The organism is Streptomyces fildesensis (genome assembly GCF_016107395.1).
Lineage (GTDB): Bacteria > Actinomycetota > Actinomycetes > Streptomycetales > Streptomycetaceae > Actinacidiphila > Actinacidiphila fildesensis.
On the sequence record NZ_JAAIKO010000006.1, the window covers coordinates 351,884 to 370,557 of the forward strand.

At 67.8% G+C, this 18,674-nt stretch carries 18 protein-coding genes and 5 pseudogenes; 10 read left to right on the top strand and 13 right to left on the bottom strand.

The window, feature by feature from the left end; translation table 11 throughout:
• Window positions 1-59 precede the first annotated feature (59 nt).
• From C6N31_RS13255 to C6N31_RS13270, 4 genes are all read left to right on the top strand, one after another.
• Window positions 60-818, top strand: coding sequence for a DeoR/GlpR family DNA-binding transcription regulator (locus C6N31_RS13255; RefSeq protein WP_138354428.1), 759 nt, complete (start codon window positions 60-62; stop codon window positions 816-818).
• A gap of 194 nt (window positions 819-1,012) precedes the next feature.
• Entirely contained in the window at window positions 1,013-2,068 is a 1,056-nt protein-coding gene (locus tag C6N31_RS13260) for a chitinase (protein ID WP_138354429.1), read from the top strand.
• 1,517 nt (window positions 2,069-3,585) lie between these two features.
• A protein-coding gene (locus C6N31_RS13265) for an IS5 family transposase (RefSeq protein ID WP_138354430.1) occupies window positions 3,586-4,394 on the top strand; the annotation gives its coding sequence in 2 pieces (ribosomal slippage) (window positions 3,586-3,933 and window positions 3,936-4,394; 807 coding nt in all).
• Window positions 4,395-4,521: 127 nt separating this feature from the next.
• Window positions 4,522-4,857, top strand: a complete 336-nt coding sequence (locus tag C6N31_RS13270) for a hypothetical protein (protein ID WP_346268806.1) — start codon at window positions 4,522-4,524, stop codon at window positions 4,855-4,857.
• Here the strand turns inward: C6N31_RS13270 and C6N31_RS46900 are convergent.
• The 8 genes from C6N31_RS46900 to C6N31_RS13310 form a co-directional block, all read right to left on the bottom strand.
• Window positions 4,823-5,197: a transposase gene (locus C6N31_RS46900; RefSeq protein ID WP_187145156.1), complete on the bottom strand. Its 375-nt coding sequence runs from the start codon at window positions 5,195-5,197 to the stop codon at window positions 4,823-4,825. The two genes, C6N31_RS13270 and C6N31_RS46900, sit on opposite strands and share 35 nt — an antisense overlap.
• A gap of 513 nt (window positions 5,198-5,710) precedes the next feature.
• The gene (locus C6N31_RS13280) at window positions 5,711-6,721 is read right to left on the bottom strand and encodes an ABC transporter permease (RefSeq protein WP_138354432.1); all 1,011 of its coding nucleotides are present in this window, start codon (window positions 6,719-6,721) and stop codon (window positions 5,711-5,713) included.
• Window positions 6,718-8,268: a sugar ABC transporter ATP-binding protein gene (locus tag C6N31_RS13285; RefSeq protein WP_138354433.1), complete on the bottom strand. Its 1,551-nt coding sequence runs from the start codon at window positions 8,266-8,268 to the stop codon at window positions 6,718-6,720. Before C6N31_RS13285 ends, C6N31_RS13280 begins: the two co-directional genes overlap by 4 nt.
• Before the next feature lie 43 nt (window positions 8,269-8,311).
• Entirely contained in the window at window positions 8,312-9,283 is a 972-nt protein-coding gene (locus C6N31_RS13290; RefSeq protein WP_138354434.1) for a sugar ABC transporter substrate-binding protein, read from the bottom strand.
• Window positions 9,284-9,430: 147 nt separating this feature from the next.
• Window positions 9,431-9,820 (bottom strand): D-ribose pyranase, encoded by a 390-nt coding sequence (gene rbsD, locus C6N31_RS13295; RefSeq protein ID WP_138354435.1) that lies wholly within the window; start codon window positions 9,818-9,820, stop codon window positions 9,431-9,433.
• Complete coding sequence (locus C6N31_RS13300) at window positions 9,810-10,814, bottom strand: ribokinase (protein WP_138354436.1); 1,005 nt, start codon at window positions 10,812-10,814, stop codon at window positions 9,810-9,812. The genes rbsD and C6N31_RS13300 overlap by 11 nt, the downstream gene beginning before the upstream one ends.
• Complete coding sequence (locus C6N31_RS13305; protein WP_138354437.1) at window positions 10,811-11,902, bottom strand: LacI family DNA-binding transcriptional regulator; 1,092 nt, start codon at window positions 11,900-11,902, stop codon at window positions 10,811-10,813. Before C6N31_RS13305 ends, C6N31_RS13300 begins: the two co-directional genes overlap by 4 nt.
• A 179-nt stretch (window positions 11,903-12,081) precedes the next feature.
• Window positions 12,082-13,239, bottom strand: a complete 1,158-nt coding sequence (locus tag C6N31_RS13310) for a nucleoside hydrolase (RefSeq protein ID WP_198357577.1) — start codon at window positions 13,237-13,239, stop codon at window positions 12,082-12,084.
• A 448-nt stretch (window positions 13,240-13,687) separates the two neighbouring features.
• Between C6N31_RS13310 and C6N31_RS13315 the strand changes: the two genes are divergently transcribed.
• The 3 genes from C6N31_RS13315 to C6N31_RS13325 are packed head-to-tail and all read left to right on the top strand — an operon-like array spanning window position 13,688 to window position 14,764.
• A complete protein-coding gene (locus C6N31_RS13315) occupies window positions 13,688-14,020 on the top strand; it encodes a hypothetical protein (RefSeq protein WP_198357578.1) in 333 nt (110 codons plus the stop codon).
• The gene (locus C6N31_RS13320) at window positions 14,017-14,463 is read left to right on the top strand and encodes a MerR family transcriptional regulator (protein ID WP_198357579.1); all 447 of its coding nucleotides are present in this window, start codon (window positions 14,017-14,019) and stop codon (window positions 14,461-14,463) included. Before C6N31_RS13315 ends, C6N31_RS13320 begins: the two co-directional genes overlap by 4 nt.
• A complete protein-coding gene (locus tag C6N31_RS13325) occupies window positions 14,444-14,764 on the top strand; it encodes a hypothetical protein (protein WP_198357580.1) in 321 nt (106 codons plus the stop codon). Before C6N31_RS13320 ends, C6N31_RS13325 begins: the two co-directional genes overlap by 20 nt.
• 14 nt (window positions 14,765-14,778) lie before the next feature.
• Here the strand turns inward: C6N31_RS13325 and C6N31_RS13330 are convergent.
• Window positions 14,779-15,479, bottom strand: a pseudogene (locus C6N31_RS13330) (IS630 family transposase); the annotation flags it as partial.
• Window positions 15,480-15,494: 15 nt separating this feature from the next.
• Between C6N31_RS13330 and C6N31_RS46070 the strand changes: the two are divergent.
• Window positions 15,495-15,677 (top strand): annotated as a pseudogene (locus tag C6N31_RS46070) (transposase); the annotation flags it as partial.
• 87 nt (window positions 15,678-15,764) lie between these two features.
• Here C6N31_RS46070 and C6N31_RS13335 read toward each other — a convergent pair.
• The 4 genes and pseudogenes from C6N31_RS13335 to C6N31_RS13340 all read right to left on the bottom strand — a co-directional run bounded on the left by C6N31_RS13335 (window position 15,765) and on the right by C6N31_RS13340 (window position 17,955).
• A complete protein-coding gene (locus C6N31_RS13335; RefSeq protein ID WP_307811363.1) occupies window positions 15,765-16,640 on the bottom strand; it encodes an IS30 family transposase in 876 nt (291 codons plus the stop codon).
• Window positions 16,641-16,655: 15 nt separating this feature from the next.
• Window positions 16,656-16,715: pseudogene (locus C6N31_RS46075) on the bottom strand (hypothetical protein); the annotation flags it as partial.
• A 97-nt stretch (window positions 16,716-16,812) separates the two neighbouring features.
• Window positions 16,813-16,911, bottom strand: a pseudogene (locus C6N31_RS47120) (hypothetical protein); the annotation flags it as partial.
• Window positions 16,912-17,799: 888 nt separating this feature from the next.
• On the bottom strand, window positions 17,800-17,955 hold the full coding sequence (locus tag C6N31_RS13340) for a hypothetical protein (RefSeq protein WP_187145157.1): 156 nt from the start codon (window positions 17,953-17,955) through the stop codon (window positions 17,800-17,802).
• Here C6N31_RS13340 and C6N31_RS13345 point away from each other — a divergent pair.
• Entirely contained in the window at window positions 17,945-18,106 is a 162-nt protein-coding gene (locus C6N31_RS13345; RefSeq protein ID WP_187145158.1) for a hypothetical protein, read from the top strand. The two genes, C6N31_RS13340 and C6N31_RS13345, sit on opposite strands and share 11 nt — an antisense overlap.
• A gap of 351 nt (window positions 18,107-18,457) precedes the next feature.
• Window positions 18,458-18,674 (top strand): annotated as a pseudogene (locus C6N31_RS13350) (ferritin-like domain-containing protein); the annotation flags it as partial.

Genomic DNA, 18,674 nt, shown 5'->3' on the forward strand with positions numbered 1-18,674 from the left:
GTCCCGCCGGCGGCGGGAATGCTCACCTCACTGCTCTGACCTGGAGCTAGACTCCCCCCATGCTCAAAGTTGACAGAATCGCCCGGATCCTTGATCACGTTTCCAAGGAGGGCAGTGCCGACGTCCATGTGCTCACCGAGCTGCTCGGAGTGTCAGGGGCGACGGTCCGGCGCGATCTGCAGACGCTGCACGAGCAGGGGCTGCTGCACCGCACCCGCGGTGGCGCGGTGACCGGCACGTTCAACCTGGAACTGCCGCTGCGCCACCGGGCGGGACGCCAGCAGGACGAGAAGCGGCGGATCGCGCTCGCCGCGGCCCGTCTGGTCCCGGACGGAGCGGTGGTGGGGATGACCGGGGGCACCACGGTCACCGAGATCGCCCGGGCGCTGGCCGACCGCAGCGGTATCACCGTCGTCACCAACGCGGTCAACATCGCCGCCGACCTGATCGCCCGGTCCGAGATCCGTCTCGTGGTCGTCGGCGGGAACGCCCGGACGGCCAGCTACGAACTGGTCGGACCGGCGGCCGAGCGGATGCTCGCCCAGTACAACCTGGACATCGCCTTCATCGGGGTGGACGGCCTGACCGCGAGCGAGGGCTGCACCACGCACGACGAGATGGAGGCCCACACCGACCGGGCCTTCCTGCGCAACAGTGCGCGCTCCGTGGTCGTCGCGGACAGCACCAAGATCGGCCGGGTGACCTTCGCGGAGATCTGCCCGCTCGCCGACATCGACGATCTCGTCACCGACGACAGCCTCGACGAAGCGCGGGAGCAGGCCATCGTCGAGTGCGGCGTCCGGGTGCTGCGGGTCTGACGTGGGGTAGCGGCACTCAAGGATCAGGTAGCCGCCTGAAGTTGGTCCAGACCTATTGACGGTAGGTCTGGACCAATCTACCGTGGGCGACGCTCGCGACGAGTCCTGTGCCTTCTGCCAACTCACCCACTGTCCTGCGCCCGTGGACGCCATGTGGACCCGGTGATGGTGTTCATGGAGAGACGGAGCGAAACATGATCGGTCGGACATCACGTCTGCTGGGAGTCGGCCTGGCGACGGCCTTCGCCGTCCAGATGCTCGTCGCCGCGGCGCCGAGCGCCGCACCCCAGGCCACCGTGTGCGCGGTCAAGTCGAAGCCGGCGGGCAAGGTACTCCAGGGGTACTGGGAGAACTGGGACGGCGCCGCGAACGGTGTGCACCCCCCGCTCGGCTGGATCCCGATCACCGACGCCCGCATCCATGATCACGGCTACAACGTCATCAACGCGGCGTTCCCCGTCATCCACTCGGACGGCACCGTCCTGTGGCAGGACGGGATGGACTCGACCGTGAAGGTGCCGACCCCGGCCGAGATGTGCCAGGCCAAGGCAGCCGGTCAGACGATCCTGATGTCCATCGGCGGTGCGGCGGCAGGGATCGACCTCAACTCCACCGCTGTCGCGGACCGGTTCATCGCGACCGTGGTGCCGATCCTCAAGGCGTACAACTTCGACGGCATCGACATCGACATCGAGACCGGTCTCATCGGCAGCGGCACCATCACCAAGCTGTCCGCCTCGCAGGCCAACCTCGTGCGCATCATCGACGGCGTCCTCGCCCAGATGCCCTCGAACTTCGGTCTGACCATGGCGCCCGAGACCGCCTACGTCACCGGCGGCAGCGTGGCCTACGGCTCGATCTGGGGCGCGTACCTGCCCATCGTCAAGAAGTACGCGGACAACGGCCGGCTGTGGTGGCTGAACATGCAGTACTACAACGGCAGCATGTACGGGTGCTCCGGCGACTCCTACTCCGCCGGCACGGTCGCGGGGTTCACCGCGCAGACCGACTGCCTGAACAAGGGACTCGTCGTCCAGGGCACCACCATCAAGGTCCCCTACGACAAGCAGGTCCCGGGACTGCCCGCCCAACCGGGCGCCGGGGGCGGGTACATGGCACCGAACCTGGTGTCCCAGGCCTGGAACAAGTACAGCGGCGGCCTCAAGGGGCTCATGACCTGGTCCATCAACTGGGACGGCTCGAAGGGATGGACCTTCGGGAACAACGTCAAGGCCCTCCAGGGGCGCTGAATCGGGCTTCATAGCATTGCGACGATGACCTGGCAAACGTGCAGGTCAAGAGGGGTCCGGTTTTTCGAAGCCGGGCCCCTGGTTTTTCCCGTGCTGGGATGGTGCTGGGATAACTCACCCTTCGACACCTGTCATCACCCTTGATCATCTCTACCGTGCTGGGATCGTGCTGGGACGGCTGCGAGGCCCCGTGCCGGGCCGCAGGCGTCGTTCACTGCAGACGAGGTAGACCCAGCCGGACGGGCCCGAACCCATATATTTTCGTCTCCACTCCGAGGTTCTCTGCGCTGTGCCTCTCGGCTTTGCCAGGCAGGATCACTGACCTGTGGAGCTGCCAGCGCTCTCGCAGTGCTACGGAAAACATCATTGTCGGCGTAGGCGCGACTCGCCCCTCGGAAACCTTCGTGGCTGTCTATGTGCGACGAACCCCACAGGGCTGATGACGACACTTGTCCGCCGTCCCGCGAGCCAGCCGCGCCGGCTAATGAGTCGGACGTCCTGGGAATCTGAATGAAGTAACGGAAATCCGCTATGTGCCCCGGCGCGAGGGCGGATCCGCGCCGGAGGGGAGAGGCCGACGACCTCGGCGCGTACGTCGTGAAGTTGTCCAGCTGACGGCTTTGACCTGGAGTGATGTCGCTGAACGGGGCTCTGGCCTGGGCGGATCCGTCTTTCTTTCAGACTCGTGCCCGGTTGTGCAGTTGATACTCCCCACGCGCTCCCCAGAGGCGCTCGCACTCCCCAAATTCTCCCCAAGAGGTACTGCCGTAGGAGCATCGCCTGTCCCGTCTGGCGGTGCAGGTGTGGGTCGTGCCGATTCGCTTTGCGTAAGCGCTCAGAGGAGGTGTCCGCATTCGCCCAGTCAGATGTCGCGGAAGGGACCACGCGAGTCCGTGACCTGCCGGAATGGCAGGCTGCTGGGCGCCGACCAGCGAATATGGTCTTTCGGTTGTTTCACGGTAATGCCCGTTGATGCGGCCGGAAGTCCCAGAAGAGTCCCAGGGTCGGTGGCCATTCTTGGGGCTCTGCGCAGTGGTCGAGGCTGCATCTGGGCTGGGGTTCGTGCATCGGTGCTCGGCCTGGAACGAACGGCATCGTACGTGTCTGCAGCAGCTCGACGCTGGGGCAGACAGCTTGCTGGCTGCGCGGGCATGGTAGTTACCGGTTGGTTCATGGCGTTGGCTAGGTCATCCTCGAACTACCCCCGCTCGCGCGGGGAGACCTTGATGGTTGACAGGTTCAAAGCACGCGAGTTCGCAGAATCCTGGACGCCCCTGGTGGGGAACCCGCACGGGGATGGCCGCTTTCTGCCGCGTTCCGCGGCGGGTTCGCGCGGTGACTTGCCCGGCGTCGCGGTGTTTCAGAAGCCCGTCTGAATGCAGTCACGTAATCGGGCCGGGTGGTGAGGACCGGCCAGCTCGGCCGCAGCCCGTTAGCCAGGTCCCCTCGCCTCCATAAAGAGCTGCCGTGAGTAATAAGACGACGTTTCCTTTGGCGGGGGTTGTCATTGTGTTGGTATGACGAGTCTTGCTGAGCATCTGGTCTCGGATGAGTTGTGGGAGTTGTTTCGGCGGGTGGTGCCGGAGACGGTGGTGGTGCGTCCGCAGGGCGGGGGCCGTCGGCGGGCCGGCGACCGTGAATGCCTGACCGCGATCGTGTTCGTGGCCACGTCTGGATGCTCCTGGCGGCAGTTACCGCCGGTGTTCGGGCCGGCCTGGCCCACCGTCTACCGACGTTTTGCGCGGTGGACCCAGCTGCGTGTCTGGGCCCGCCTGCACCGCGTCATCCTCGATGAACTCGGTGCTCAGGGGGGTTTGGACTGGTCACGATTCGCCGTTGACTCCGTAAGTGTCCGCGCCCTCAAAGGGGGCAGCTGACCGGACCGAATCCGACCGATCGCGGCAAGTTGGGATCGAAAATCCATCTCGTCGTCGATCGTGCCGACCTGCCCGTCTCTGTCGCCATCTCGGCCGCCAATACCCACGACAGCCTGGCCCTGCAACCGCTGGTCATGGGGATCCCGCCCGTCCGCAGCCCTCGCGGTCCGCGGCGTCGCCGCCCGGCAAAGCTCCGCGGCGACAAGGGCTACGACTATCCCTACCTGCGTCGATGGCTCCGCGAGCAGAACATCATTCCTCGCATCGCCCGGCGCGGCGTTGAGAACTCACAACGCCTGGGCCAACACCGCTGGGTGGTCGAGCGCACCATGTCCTGGCTCGGCGGATGTCGTCGCCTCCACCGACGCTACGAACGCAAGCCCGAGCACTTCCTGGCGTTCACTGCCATCGCCACCAGCCTCATCAACCACCGCCGACTCACCAAATGAAACGACTTCGTAGCCTCATTGATCTTGATGCTGCCGGGCACGGGCGGCGCGAGACCCGCTCGGTACGCACGCTCACGGTCACCGGCCTCGGCCTGGAGTCCCCCACGTCGTCCAGGCGGCGAAGATCCTGCGGCATCGCACCGACGTCAAGACCCGCAAGGTCACCCGACAGACCGTCCACGCCATCACTGACATGACCGCGCGTGAGGCATCGCCGCAGCTCATCGGCCGTCTCGCCAGGTCGCAGTGGGGCATCGAGGCCGTCCACCACGTCAGAGACGTGACGTTCGCCGAGGACGCCTCCAAGGTCCGGACCGGACACGGACCGGAGAACATGGCCACGCTGCGGAACTTCGCGATCAACACCCTTTGGGACGCCGGCCACCACAGTATCGCCGCCGGACTGCGGGAGGTCTCCTACACGCCGTTCACCCGCTCGCTCGACCTGCTCGGGCTTGCCTGACCAGCATTGCCACATGATCACCTGGACTTTGAATCAGCCCTGCCGGGCGACCCGCTACCGGCGCGATACCGTCGACCAGGGCGGGGCTCTGCGTGACGTCGTTGACGTTGGCCGCGGTGGTGATGACCTTGAGCGGGGTGCCGCGTCCGTCGCAGATCAAGTGGTGCTTGCTGCCCGTCTTGCGCCGGTCGACAGGGGACGGACCGGTGTCGGCAAAACCTCTTTCGCGCGGATGTGGGAGCCGTCCACGCGTGCCCGTGACCAGTTGAGTCCGCCGACCACGTTCAACTCGGAGAGCAGGATGCGGTGCAGCTGGTCGAAGACGCCGGCCTGCTCCCACCGTCCAGGCGGCGCCAGCAGGTCTGCCCGGAACCGAACCCCAGCTCCAGCGGCAGCAGTTGCCAGGCAATATCGTTGTAGAGGACCTACAGAATGCCCTGCAGACGGAGCCTGTCTGCCACCGGCCGTTGCTGCCGCCCTGGGGACCGCTCGGGCCAGGGCGGCAGCAACGGCTCGATCAGTGCCCACAAGTCGTCATCCACGATTCACGGCCGAGTAATCACACCATCACGAACGGCCGAATCATCTTACCGGTTACGCCCGACCAGGGCATCTCAACAAGATCGTGTTACGACCTCTCAGACCTCGTTGGTGCTGCTGCCGGGCGACGGCTTCGACCGGCCCGGGTGGTCGGTCGGGGTATCACCTAGCCAACTTGCACTGCCTCAAGATCGGCCACCGGCTTTGCAAGATCCTCAACGGCTGCCGCGCGGATCGGTGGGGCCTCGACGTCCTGACGCGCGGCGGTGGCCCTCCGGCGCCGCGCCTGCCGATGGGCCGCCGGCGGCGGGACTCAGGGCCGTGCGACGAGGCGGGAGGCGAGCCGGCCGCGGTAGTGGTCGACCACCACGGCGACCATGATGACCGCGCCGGTGATCATCTGGCGCTGGAAGTCCGATACACCCATCAGCAGCAAGCCATTGGTCAGTACACCCAGCAGACAGGCGCCCAGCAGCGTGCCGACCATCGAGCCCTTGCCGCCGGACAGCGAGGCGCCGCCAATCACCACGGCGGCGATCGCGTTGAGCTCGTAGCCGCTACCCAGGATCGGGCTGGCGATGTTGAGGCGGGCCATGTACGTCACGGCGGCGATGCCGACGGTGAAGCCCGCGATCACGAACGCGGCGACCTTCACCACGCCGGTGCGGTGCCCGGAGAGCCGGACTGCTTCCTCGTTGCTGCCGATCGCGAAGACGAGCCTGCCGAAGACGGTCCGGGTGAGTACCAGATGTCCGACCGCGACCATCAGCAGGGATATCCAGAAGAGAGTGGGGATCCCCAGCAGCGTCGAGGTGCCGAAGCGGTTGAAGCTCTCGGGGAAGTCGTACAGCGTCTTGGCGTCGGTGTACTGCAGTGCCGCGCCCCGCGCCACGTTGAGCATGCCCAGGGTGACGATGAAGGACGGCACACGCCAGCGTTCCGAAACCAGCCCGTTGACCAGCCCGCAGCCCATGCCCACCAGCGCGGAGACCAGCACGGCGAGCAGTACCGCGGCGGACGTGGACAGTCCGCCGGCCGTCAGTACGTCGCCGGAGACGACGGCCGACAGTGCCATGACCGACCCGACCGACAGATCGATGCCGCCGACGAGGATGACGAAGGTCATGCCGACCGCGAGCATCGTGTTGAGGGTGATCTCGGTGGCGATGTGCGTGATGTTGTCTGAGGTGGCGAACTTCGGTGCGGACAGCGTGAAGATGGCCACCAGGGCGAGCAGGGCGATACCGATACCGGCCTCGCCCATCACCTGCTGAGCCAGCGAGGAGGCCGGGTGCGGTTTGCGGCCGAGCGTTACGGAAGTCATGGGGTGTCACCGTTCGTGGGTGCCGGAGAGTCGGCGGAGGTGTAACCGGAGTAGGCCAGGGCGAGGATCTGTGAGCTGTCGAAGTCCTTCCGCTGCACTTCGCCGACGACGCGGCCTCGGGAGAACACGAGAATGCGGTCACAGATCCCCATGAGCTCCGGCAGGTCGGAGGAGACGACCAGGAGCGCTTTGCCGTCGGCCGCGAGGTCGACGAGTTGCTGGTGGATCTCGTAGCGGGCACCGACATCGATGCCGCGCGTGGGCTCGTCGACCACCAGGACATCGGCGCCGGCCAGCAGCCAGCGGCCCAGGACAACCTTTTGTTGGTTGCCGCCTGACAGCGTCCTGACGGGATGGCGCACCCCCGGGGTGCGCACCGCGAGCCGGTCGACCGCCTGGCGGGCCAGCCGGTTCTCCTCGGCGCGCCGCAGGACTCCACCGCGTGAGATCTTCCCGATGGCGGCCAGGGTGATGTTCGCGGCGAGGGGCATGTCGAGGACCAGACCCTGACTCTTGCGGTCCTCGGTCAGCAGGCTGATGCCATGCCGGACCGCGTGCTTGGGGGAGGCGATGCGGACCGGCCGGCCCTTGACCAGAACGGTTCCGCCCTGGCGCGGATCCGCGCCGAACAGGGCGCGCACGGTTTCGGTGCGCCCCGAGCCGACGAGCCCCGCCATGCCCACGACCTCACCGGCATGCAGGGCGAATGAGACCGGCTCGCCGCCGCGTGGGTGCAGCGCGTCGGCCCGTAGCAGTTCAGGACCCGGCTCGCGTGGCACGTGCGGCGGGTACTCGTGCTCCATGTCGCGGCCGACCATGAGTTGGATGACGTCGGCGGTGCTCGTCCCGGCCAGTTCCTGGGTGGCCACATGGCGGCCGTTGCGGAAGACCGTCATTCGGTCCCCGAGCTCGAAGACCTCCTCCAAGTGGTGGGAGATGTAGAGGACGGCGGTGCCGCGCGCGGTGATCGCCCGCAGCAGGGTGAACAGGCGAGAGGTCTCCCGCGGGGTGAGGGTCGCGGTGGGCTCGTCCATCACCAGGACCCGGCAGTCCTGCCACAGGGTCCTGGCAATCTCCAGCAACTGCATCTGGGCGATGCCTAGCCGCTCCACCTTCGTCTGCGGCCGGACCTCGAGCCCGACCTCGGCGAGCAGCTCCTCGGCCCTGCGGTGCAGTTCCTTGCGGTTGACCAGCCCGTGGCGACGCGGGAGGTTCTGGAAGAACAGGTTCTCGGCCACGGTCAGGTTGGGCAGCAGGTTGAGTTCTTGGTGCACGACCTGGACGCCGGCCTGCATGGCCGCCGCCGGGTCGGCGGGCTGGTAGGGCTTCCCGCCCAGCGTCATGCCGCCGGCATCCGGCTGCTGGATGCCGGCGAGAATCCGGACCAGGGTCGACTTGCCCGCGCCGTTCTCGCCCAGCAGGGCGTGCACCTCGCCGGGGAGCAGTTCGAGCCGCACGTCGTCGAGGGCCAGTACGCCGGGGAACTGCTTGCGGATCCCGGTCGCCTCCAGCACAGGGGCCGGGGGGCTCGGGAGTCGTGCGGTCATGAGGTTCTGCCTTCCGGCATGGGGTTCCGCCTTCCGGTCCTGGTCAGCCGAGGTCGGACGCGGTGATGACCTTGACGTCGGTCTTCACCCAGCCCTGGACCTTGTCGCCGGCGATGAGCTTCATGGCCTGGTCGATGCCGTCACCGGCCTGCTTCGCGGCGAACTGGTCGACGGTCGCGACGACGCTGCCGTCCTTGACGTACGGCCGGATGGCCTCGATGTTGTCGAACGAGGCGACCTTGATCTGGTTCTTCTTGCCCGCTGCGGCCACGGCCTTGACCGCGCCGAGCGCCATCGAGTCGTTCGAGGCGAGGATCCCCTGAAGGTCCGGGTGTGCGGTCAGCATGTTGCTCACGACGGTGTAGGCCTCGTCGGTCTCCCAGTGCGCGGTCTTGGAGTCGAGCACCCGCAGACCGCCGGCGGCGGCCGCGGCGACGAAACCGGCTTTGCGCTGCTGGGCGTTGGCGGCGCCGGGGTTGCCCTCCAGGATGACGACCTTGCCGTCTTTGCCGAGCGCCTTGGCGAGCACCGCCCCCGACAGCCGTGCGCCCTCGGTGTTGTCGGGTCCGACGAACGGGACGTCGAGACCGGCGGCCTTCAGCGCGGCGTCGTCGAGCTTGACGTCGATGTTCACGACCTTGATGCCGGCCTTCACGGCGCGCTTGAGCGGGGCGACGAGTGCCTGGGAGTCGGCGGGAGCCAGCACGAGGGCGGCGGCCTTGTCGGTGATGCACCGGTTGATCGCGGCGACTTGGCCGTCGATGTCGGTCTCGTTCTGGATGCCGCTGGCGGTGAGGGTCAGGTCGCCGCGCTGTCTCGCGTGGTCCTGCGCCCCCTTCTCCATGGTCTGGAAGTACTCGTTGCCGAGCGACTTCATTACCAGGCAGACGGTGGGCTTTCCGCCCTTCGAAGTGCCGTCGCTCGTGGCTCCGTCGCCCTCCTGGCCGCAGCTGGTGAGAGCCGTCGCGAGCAGGAGTGCGGCGGTGGCGGACAGGACAACAGGCTTGCGGATCATCGTGGACTGCCTTCCATTGGAGGTGCGCTGAGGGTGTGCCGAGGGTGCGGCGGGGTGGCCCGCCGCAGGATCTGCGGGAACGGAACAGGGTCAGGGCCTGTTGTCGCCCTCTGACGTCGCGCTTTGGCGTCGAGTCGGGCGTCGGGGTCAGAACGGGACGCCGGCGCGGAGTACCGCGTTGGCGTAGGGGGTGGCCTCGCCTGTCCTGACGACCACGCGGGCACCGAGGGTGAGTTCCTTCAGCCGGTCGTGCGGTACCCGGTCGACGCTGATGCCGGCGAACTGGCGGTCGAGACCATCCAGGAGGGCTGGGTCCCGAGCCTCTTGGGCGACGCTGGCGTGCTCGACCACAAGCTCATGGAGCACAGCGGCCAGCACCGGGAGGAACGGCGGATCGCCGCGCTGCCACACCAGGTCCACGGTCTCGGTTCCCGGCCGGACGGGAAGTCCGGGGTCGGCGACCACGAGGAGGTCGCCGTGGCCGAGCGAGGTGATCAGATGCAACAGCCGGGGGTGCCACAGCCCGTCAGGACGCATGGCGCGCCTCCGTATCTGTACCCGCACCGATACCGGTATCTGGATCGGCGTCCACCACCAGCGCGTCGACCTCGGCCCGGGAAGGGAGCGACTGCTGGGCGCCGTGCCGGGTGGCCGCCAGGGAGCCCGCTGCGCAGGCCAGACGCACGGCCCCGGGCAGCGGGCGGCCGAGGCCCAGTGCGATGGCGAGTTGCGCGCAGAAGGCGTCGCCCGCGCCGACGGTGTCGACCGCGTCGACCTTGAAGCCCGGTTCCGTGTGGAGACCTGCCGCGTCGGCGGCGACCGCGCCGGCCGCGCCGAGGGTGATCACGACGGTTGCGGGCCCCAGCAGCCGGAGCTTCTGCGCGCGTGCCGTCCACTCCTCGTCCGGGACCGTTCCGGCAGCGGCGCAGGGGGGGCCGAGCAGGCCGACTGCCTCCGTCTCGTTGACGACAAGGACATCGGTCTCCCGCAGCAGGTGGGAGAGCAGCGGGCTGGGCTCGGGCAGCGGAGCGGCGTTGAGTACGGTCAGCGCTCCGGCGGTGCGAGCCGCGCGGGCCGCGGCCAATACGGAGGGCAACGGCACTTCGAGCTGGAGCAGCACGGTGTCAGAGCGTTGGGCGGCCTTGCCGCCGGTGAGCGTGCACAAGGTGGCCTCGTCGAGGCGCCGGTTGGCGCCGGGGGACAGGGTGACGGTGTTCTCCCCGTCGTGCTGGACCACAATCAGTGCCAGCCCGGAGGACGTGTCCGGGACCGAGGCCACCGCCCGGTCGTCGATGCCCTCGGCAACCAGGGCGGCCCGGAGCTCCGAACCGTGGGCGTCGTCGCCCAGCAGTCCGACCATCAGGACCGCCGCGCCGAGCCGGGCCGCGGCCACCGCCTGGTTGCCGCCCTTGCCGCCGGGGCCGCGCACCACATCGGCGCCGGAGACCGTCTCCCCCGGCCGGGGGAGACGGGGGACGGTGACCGACAGGTCCATGTTGAGGCTGCCGACTACGATCAGTCGTTCATTCATCGCTGTGCTCCGCCGCTTTCATCGCTGTGTTCTCCGCCTGCCGGATCGGGGCAACCGCAGGAGCCGCGGGCCAGCAGGGTCACGGGCAGGACATCCCGGCTGAGCGCCAGGTCCGGGTCCTTCATCCGGTCGAGCAGCCGCTGGACGGCGGTGCGTCCGAGGGCTTCGAAGGGCTGACGCATGGTGGACAGCGCCGGGCAGGTGTAGGCGCCGGCTGCTATCCCGTCGAACGAGACCACGGCCACGTCATCGGGGACCGACAGCCCCAGTTCGGTCGCGGCCCGTAGCACTCCGGCGGCCTGTTCGTCGGAGGTGACGAACAGGGCGTCGACGGAACGGTCGCGTGAGAGCAGAGCGCGACCCGACCGGTAGCCGTCCAGCCGACCGAAGGAACCGTGCAGCAGTGGCGCGGCGTCCGGGCAGGCCTCCCAGCCGGTGCGGCCGCCGGAACCGGACCCGGCCTTGAGCCCGGCCTGCTCCAGGGCGCTGCGCCAGCCCGCCACACGGTCGACGGTGGGATGGATGCCGAGCGGCCCGGCGATGCAGCCGACCCGGCGCCGCCCGTGGGCCAGCAGGTGGTCGGTCGCCTCCTGGGCGCCGCGCACGTTGTCGACCAGTACGTACGAGGTCTCCACACCGTCGAGTTCACGGTCGAAGACCAGACTGGGCACTCCGGAACGGGCCAACTCGGCCCGCCAGGGCTGGTCACCGTGCGAGGGGATGAGGACGAGCCCGTCCACCTGCCGGTCGACGAAGGTCCTGATGTACCCCGCCTCGCGCTGTGGATCGTCCACGCTGTTGCCGACCAGGAGCGTGTATCCGGCTGCCCAGGCGTGGTCCTCCAGAGCGCGGGCCAGCTCCGCGAAGAAGGGGTTCGCGGCGTCGGGAACGACCAGACCGAGCGTCATGGTGTGGCTCATGCGCAGCGACCTGGCTACGGCGTTCGGCCGGTATCCGAGCTGCTGCACCGCCGCCAGTACCCGTTCCCTGGTCGCCGGAGCGACCGAGCGGGGCCCGTTGTTGAGTACGTAGCTGACGACCGAGGGGGAGGTGCCCGCGAGTTGGGCCACGTCCTGCCGTGTTGCCATGGTGCGGCTCCTGGAACGGTCATGGAATGGGAGGGTCCGGATGCCGCAACACGAATTGGCAACTCGTGTTGCGGCGGGGTTACGAGATTATGAGAAGCAACGCACGCAACCGCAAGAGGCCGGACGCACCGGATCGCACCGAATCACCTTGGATGACGGCAGATCGCTCCGGACGGCCGTCAGGGCCGTCGCAGCAGACCGATGTAGAGGTCCCAGAATCGCTGCATGTCCAGGTCCAGGATGAGCGTCGCCCGCTGGGTGCCCACCGGGTTCGCGGGCGCGGAGAACTCGTCCAGCCCGTACCCCAGCGCCCGCCCGTAGTCCGGACCGAAGGACGCATCCACATCGACATAGCGACTCTGCGATGTCTTGACGACCTGGGGGTCGAGGAAGACCGCGGCCGTCAGCGCGTCCCACAGGAAGGTGCTGCGCCGCGGGTCTGCCGCGAACATCGGCCCCTGAAGGTCCTTGAACATCGTCTTGACGGGAGTCGGCGCTCCCGCGGTGATCGCGTCATACTGGGCCTTGGTGTAGCGCACCTTCACGCAGACGTCATCGGGCACGATCGTCTGCTTCGGGAAGGGTGTCCGCAGTGCGATGCGCGCCGACTCGGGGTCGAACCACCAGTTGAACTCGGCCGCGGGCGTGATGTTTCCCGGCTTGTCGAAAGCTCCGCCCATGTAGATGACTTCCTTGACGAGCGGCACGATCTCCGGGTGCGTGCGTACCGCCAGCGCGAGATTGGTCGCCGGGCCCACCTCCAAGAACGTGACCTGGCGCGGATAGCGCTTCACCTGGTTCACGATGAAGTCCGCGGCGGCCGAGGTGCTGGGGTGCGTGCTGGGATAGCCGCCGTAGGGCGGGCGGGGGAGCCGGTCGTACGCGGGAGGACGGGGGCTGTCGAACGCCCCGGCCCAAGGGGCCTTGCCGTACAGGGCGTTCTCGGCGGCCAGCCGCACCTTGCGGCCGGGCATGAGCGGCTCGCCCGCGCCTGCGACGACCGGGACATCGCGGCGTCCGATCAGTTCGAGCTGGCGCAGCGCGTCCGCTGTGCCTTCCTCGACCCAGGTGTTGCCGCTGACCACCGTCACGCCCAGCAGGTCCACCGAGGGATGCTTGGCGAGCATGAACATGGTGACCGCGTCATCGTTCAGCTCACCCATGTCGGCGTCCAGGATCACCTTGCGCCGGTCGGCAGGGTGTCGCTCGTCCGCTTGCTCGGCCGCTCGCGCGGTGATCACCGGCCCCGGCGTGGGTGACAGGGTCTGGCCCGAAGCCGAGACGGTGGGCACGAGCAGGACGAGGACGAGCAGTGGACCGAGTGTTCTCTTGCGCATGGAGCCTCCTCGATATGCGGTGCGCACCGACGGCGCGACCGGCCGCGTGATTATGGGAAGCAACCCCGGCAACGGCAAGGCGCACCGCACTTCCCCCTGACGTTCGCGGCCGAAGCCGGAGGCGCGGCAGAGTGGCCGTCAGAGGAAAGTGCCTGGGAACAGTAGCGGTCACCGGTGCTGCCGGGCGGAGAGGATCCGCGGTGCGCGCCGCTCTGCAGGACGACGTGTCACGTCTCGCGCTCATCGATCGGGTCGACCTCAACGCGCAGGCGCTGACCGCCCTGCGCCCGGCCGGGGCGACAGGTGCGGACGCCCAGCCTGCTGGCCCCCGGGAACGCACGGCGCTGACCGGGCCGTCCCCGCCCCCACACTTGCAACCGGTACCGAGGTACAGGTTTACCGTCGGAGGTGTCCCCGCTCTGGGGACGTGACGACGGGAGTGAGTGCGATGAGCGATCTGGCTTGGGTGCCGCAGTCCTGCACGCTGCCCACCGAAGAGCGACCCCTGCGGGTCGCGGAGTGGGACGCGCTGTTCTCCGAGCGGCTGACCTCCTCTTCGAGGCCCGAGCCGCTGCGACTGCGCCTTGACCTGGCTAACGGGCCGGGCATTGAGGAGCGGGACCGGGATCTGGTGGCGCGCGAGAGCGGCTGCTGCTCGTTCTTCACCTTCACCACCACCCCCGGTGAGGACCTGATCGGCCTGCACATCGCCGTGGACCCGGCGCACGAGACGGTCCTGGACGCCCTTTCCGCGCGGACGGCCGACCGGGTGCAGGAGTGAGCGCGGGCCTGCGCAGTGGCCAGGTCGCCGAGGCGGCCGGGGTGAACATCCAGACCCTGCGCTACTACGAGCGGCGCGGCCTGCTGGCCGAGCCGAACCGCAGCAACGGCGGCCACCGCCTTTACAACGAGGACGCGGTGACCGCACTGCGGGTGATCAAGGCCGCCCAGCGCCTCGGGTTCACGCTGGAGGAGGTCGCCGAACTCCTGGAGGCCGGCCGCCACCGGCACGGCCGCCCCGTGGCAGGACTCCAGGAGCGCGCCGCGGCCAAGCTCGCCGAGGTCGACGCGAAGATCGCCGACCTGACCACCATCCGCACCGCCCTGACCGCGGCCGTCGAGGCGGGCTGCAACGACCTGACTGTCTGCGCCGCAAGTGCCTGCTGCCCCATCCCTTTCACCCACCTCGCCGAGGAGAACCGCCATGCCGGACCATGCTGCTGACCCCCGCCCCCACAAGACGCCGAAGGCCCTGGGCGGATTGGCCGCGCTGGCCTGCGTGGCGTGCTGCGCACTGCCCGTCCTGATCACGGCGGGCGTCGTCGGGGCCGGCGCGGGGCCGGTGGTGGGCTGGCTGCCCGCCCTCGCCATCGTGCTGGCGGTGCTCGCCGCCGGCACCTGGTGGCTCGGCCAGCGCCATGGTTCCTGCTCCTGCGCGCCCAAGACCGCTGGCGAGGGCGAGGGCGGGTGCGGCTGCCAGGCGTCCGGCGAACCGCTTAAGATCAGCGGCGCGGGCCGCCAGTAGGGTCAGCCATCTGGTTACTGAGGTTGTAGACGTGGTGTCGTGAGTGTGAGGCCGGTCGCGGCGAGGCATCCGTCGATGATGTCGCTCCGGTATTGGATCTGACGGAGGCCATGTCGGAGTCTGCGGATGAGGTGGTCCGGGTCGGTGAAAGCCGTGTTCGCCTGGCTGGCCCGGCGGAGAACCGACCAAATGCTCTCGACGGGGTTGAGATCAGGCGCGTAGGGGGGCAGGTGGTAGCCGGTGATCCAGTCGTGCGCGTCGATGAAGGCCCGCATCCGGCGGTCCTTGTGGACGTTCAAGTTGTCCCAGATGAGGACGATCGGACCGTCGAGCTGCTGGTGCGCGGCGATGAGGAGGTCGCGGTACTCGGTCCAGGCGAAGCTCTTGCGACCGCCACTCTTGTGATCCGTATGCCGTCTGGGCCGGTAGATCAGACGGGATCGTTCGCCGGGCTTGTAGCAGCAAGGGCCGCTATAAAAAAGCGGCGCTGGGAACGGCCCCGGACCCGGATGACCGGGGTCGATCCACGGCGGCCCCAGGTGCGGGAAGTCGGCGGCGTCATCGAGAACCCGGCCTCGTCCTCGAAGACGAGCCAGGTTCCGAGCGCCGCTGCGGTGGTTCCAGGTGCGGCTACACCTCCTTCACCCAGCCGGCCACGGCCGCCTGAGGAGCCCCGAGGTTTCCGGACATGGGTCCAATAGGATCTGTGTAGCAAGGAAGCGAGGGAGAAGTGGCGCCATTAAGTAAGTACTCACCGGAGTTCCGTGATGAAGCTGTCCAGTTTGCGTTGCGGTCGAGTAAGACGATCTCCGAGGTTGCCCGAGACCTTGACCTGAACCCGGAGACCCTCCGCGGCTGGGTGAAGAAGCACGAAAAGCAGCTGGAGCCGACCCCTGACACGGAGTTGACCGTGCCTGGGCGGGCTCGCTTGAAGGAGCTCGAACGGCGCAATCGTGAACTCGAGATGGAAGTGAGCTTCCTGAAAGAAGCCGCCTTAGATTCAACGGGTCAAGGCAACACTCTCTGCAGGTGTGCGGAATCCCAGGCACTTGCGCGGACGGTTGTTGAGCTTCGTCGCGATGGCGTCAAGATCGTCCTGGCTGAACGTCGACAGGTTCGTCCCCCTGGGCAGGTACTGCCGGAGCAGTTTGTTCGTGTTCTCGTTGGTGCTACGTTGCCAGGGGCTGCGCGGGGTTGCGAAGAACACGTCAACACCCGTAGCGGCGGTGAACTGCTTGTGCGCTGCCAGTTCCATGCCGCGATCCCAGGTCAGGGTGGCGTGTAGTCGGGAGTCCATGCGGGCGTAGGTTTTGGCGAGGGCGGGAACGACTACGGCGGTGTGACGGCTGGCGAGTTTCACGACGGTGAGGAAACGCGACTTCCTGTCGACCAAAGTGGCGACCTGGCTGTTGTTCGAGCCGATCATCAGATCGCCTTCCAGATGCCCGAAATCGCTGCGGTGCTCCGCCTCTTGGGGCCGCTCCTCGATCGGTCGGGCATCGATGATCTGCGAACGCCACTGGCCTTTCACCGTGTGGCGCTTGTTCTTCCGGATCGGGCGGCCAGTTCGAAGGCGCTTGCACAATTCGCGGGGAACCACCTTCCAGCGGGTGGTATAGATCGACCGATAGATCGTCTCGTGACTGATCTGCATGCGCGGGTCGGTCCCGTGATGTAGACGGAGGTGTCCGACGATCTGTTCAGGCGACCACTCCTCCTTCAGCAAGACCAACACCTGCTGCCGCAAAGCGGGTTCACGAGCAAGCAGGCAGTGCTTCGGACGCTTCGCATGAGCGAGCGACCGTTCCTGCGCGGCAATCGCCCGGTAGACGTCGCGTCCGCCGTTTTTGTTGACCTCGCGGCTGATCGTCGACACCGCACGCCCCAGGCGGCCGGCCAAAGTCCGGTAGGACTCGCCGGCACAGAGCCCGCGCGAGACCTCCTCCCGCACCCACGGTCAGACTGCCCGCGCGCGCCTTGCGGAGTGAGGGAGCGATCCCTCCGTGATGCTTGAGGACGGTGAACACCGAGCCGGGCGGCTTGCCGATCTGCCGCGAGATGACACTGATCGACTCCCCGGTCTTCCACCGCCGCCACAAGTCAACCTTCATCTCGTCCGACATCCCCGGCCGACCCATCTTCGCCATACATACCGTCCTCAACCAGCACCGTTGCGTTGATCCGTTGAATCTAAGCCCGCGCCGGCCCCGCCTGCGGGCAACGCCCCCACAACCTCAACCTGAGCCCGCGCAAGCTGGCCACCAGCGGCACGTCCGGCCACCAATCCAGTCTTCGGCCGGCAACGAATGACTAGTGGGAGGGCCGCACCGAGTACCGGATCTTGATCCCGGGTCCGGGTCCTCACGCCGGAGCAACCGGTCGGCCGCTGCACCGGCACCCCCAGAAGGGCTGTGTGTCATGACCAGGAGCGAGTTCGAGAAGATCGTAGCCGAGGCCGCTGCTCGCATACGGCGCACAGCATTCCCGGCGCCCACATGTGCGGAAGAGCGAGAGCACGCGGTTCATACCCAGCACGCCGAGTACGGCGGATCCGCCCATTAGGGGCCTTTGCCGGCAGAGGGTTTCGGCGGTTGGACGTTGCCCGGTCCACCATGTCGCAAGTGGCCCACGGCATCCGGCATCGATGGGACGTCAGAGCCGTAGAACAGCTGACTCCGATCATCTGGCGGCGCCAGGGATCCTCTGTTCCGGTTCTCATGGTCCCCCGAGGCCTCAGAGCACCACCGTCCCAGCGGTCGCGTAAGCCTTCCGAGGCTCCATCACCCGTACGAGGGTTCTGCACCGTAAGGAGTACGCGCACGGCTACGGGTACTGACGGGTGGGCGCTCGGACCAATCGGGGAGTACTGCCGTTGATGCGCAGGACGGCCCTGAATCCGTCCTGCCGCCCCGCGTGGCCCCGGCGACGAGTCGTGGCTTCAGCGGTTGCGCCGAGGGGATGGCCGGCCGTTCCTGGCCCGGGGCGCCCTGCTTCGGTGAGACGGCCAGACGCACCTCCCTCCTCTGTACCTCAGGTCACACGAGGGTGATGATGCCGTCGACCCGAGCGGAGTGGATGACCACGGAAGTCTCGCGCACGTACCGCTCACGCAAGGCAGCGGTCCGCTCGTATTCCTCCTCCGTCGCCAGCGTCTCGGCCGCTTCCCTGATCATCACCAGGATGGTCGACATGCTGGTCGCGCAGCGCGATGCCATCCGGATTCTGCAGGCGAATCCGTCGATCAGCATCCAGCCGGAGACCGACACCGCCCCCTTCGACGCGATGCGCGAAGCGCCGTCACGGTTCTCTAACGTCGCCGTCGCCGATCACTGTCCGTGGTGAGTGGACAGGCATCCATGACAGACGCCAGCCGTTCGCCAGAGGAGAGATCAGGACACTGGCTGACGAGAACCGCGTCGGATGTCGGGCCTGTACCTGCGGCACGCGTCGATTGCCGAAATCCTGAGCACGAACCGGCTGCCCATCGTCGAGATGCCGCCGACTGTGCGACATCCGGGAGTTCGCGGAGGCCGTCGGCCGCGCCTTCTTCGGTCCTTCGAGGATCCCCTTGTTCACCCGGGAGGGTGAACCTCGCCGATGCGCGGGTGATGCGAGCAATCCGCTGGGGCCGTGGCACCGAAGGGGCTGTGGACGTGCCTGCGACGGAGTGGGCGCCGAGAGAGATGGGGCGTGATGGGCGTAGAGCGCATCGACACCCGGCTGCTGGAAGAGCTCAGCGAGCAATCCGAGGACCTCAACAGCGACGCACTGCGGATCACCGGCAGCGCGTTGGACGACTTCACCGAGGCCACCGCGCCCCGGTCGCGTCGTTGGTGGCAGCGGTCGGGGACGCTGGCCGGTGTGGCGGGGGCAGCGGCAGTGCTGTCCTCCGTGCGGGCCTCGGCCACCA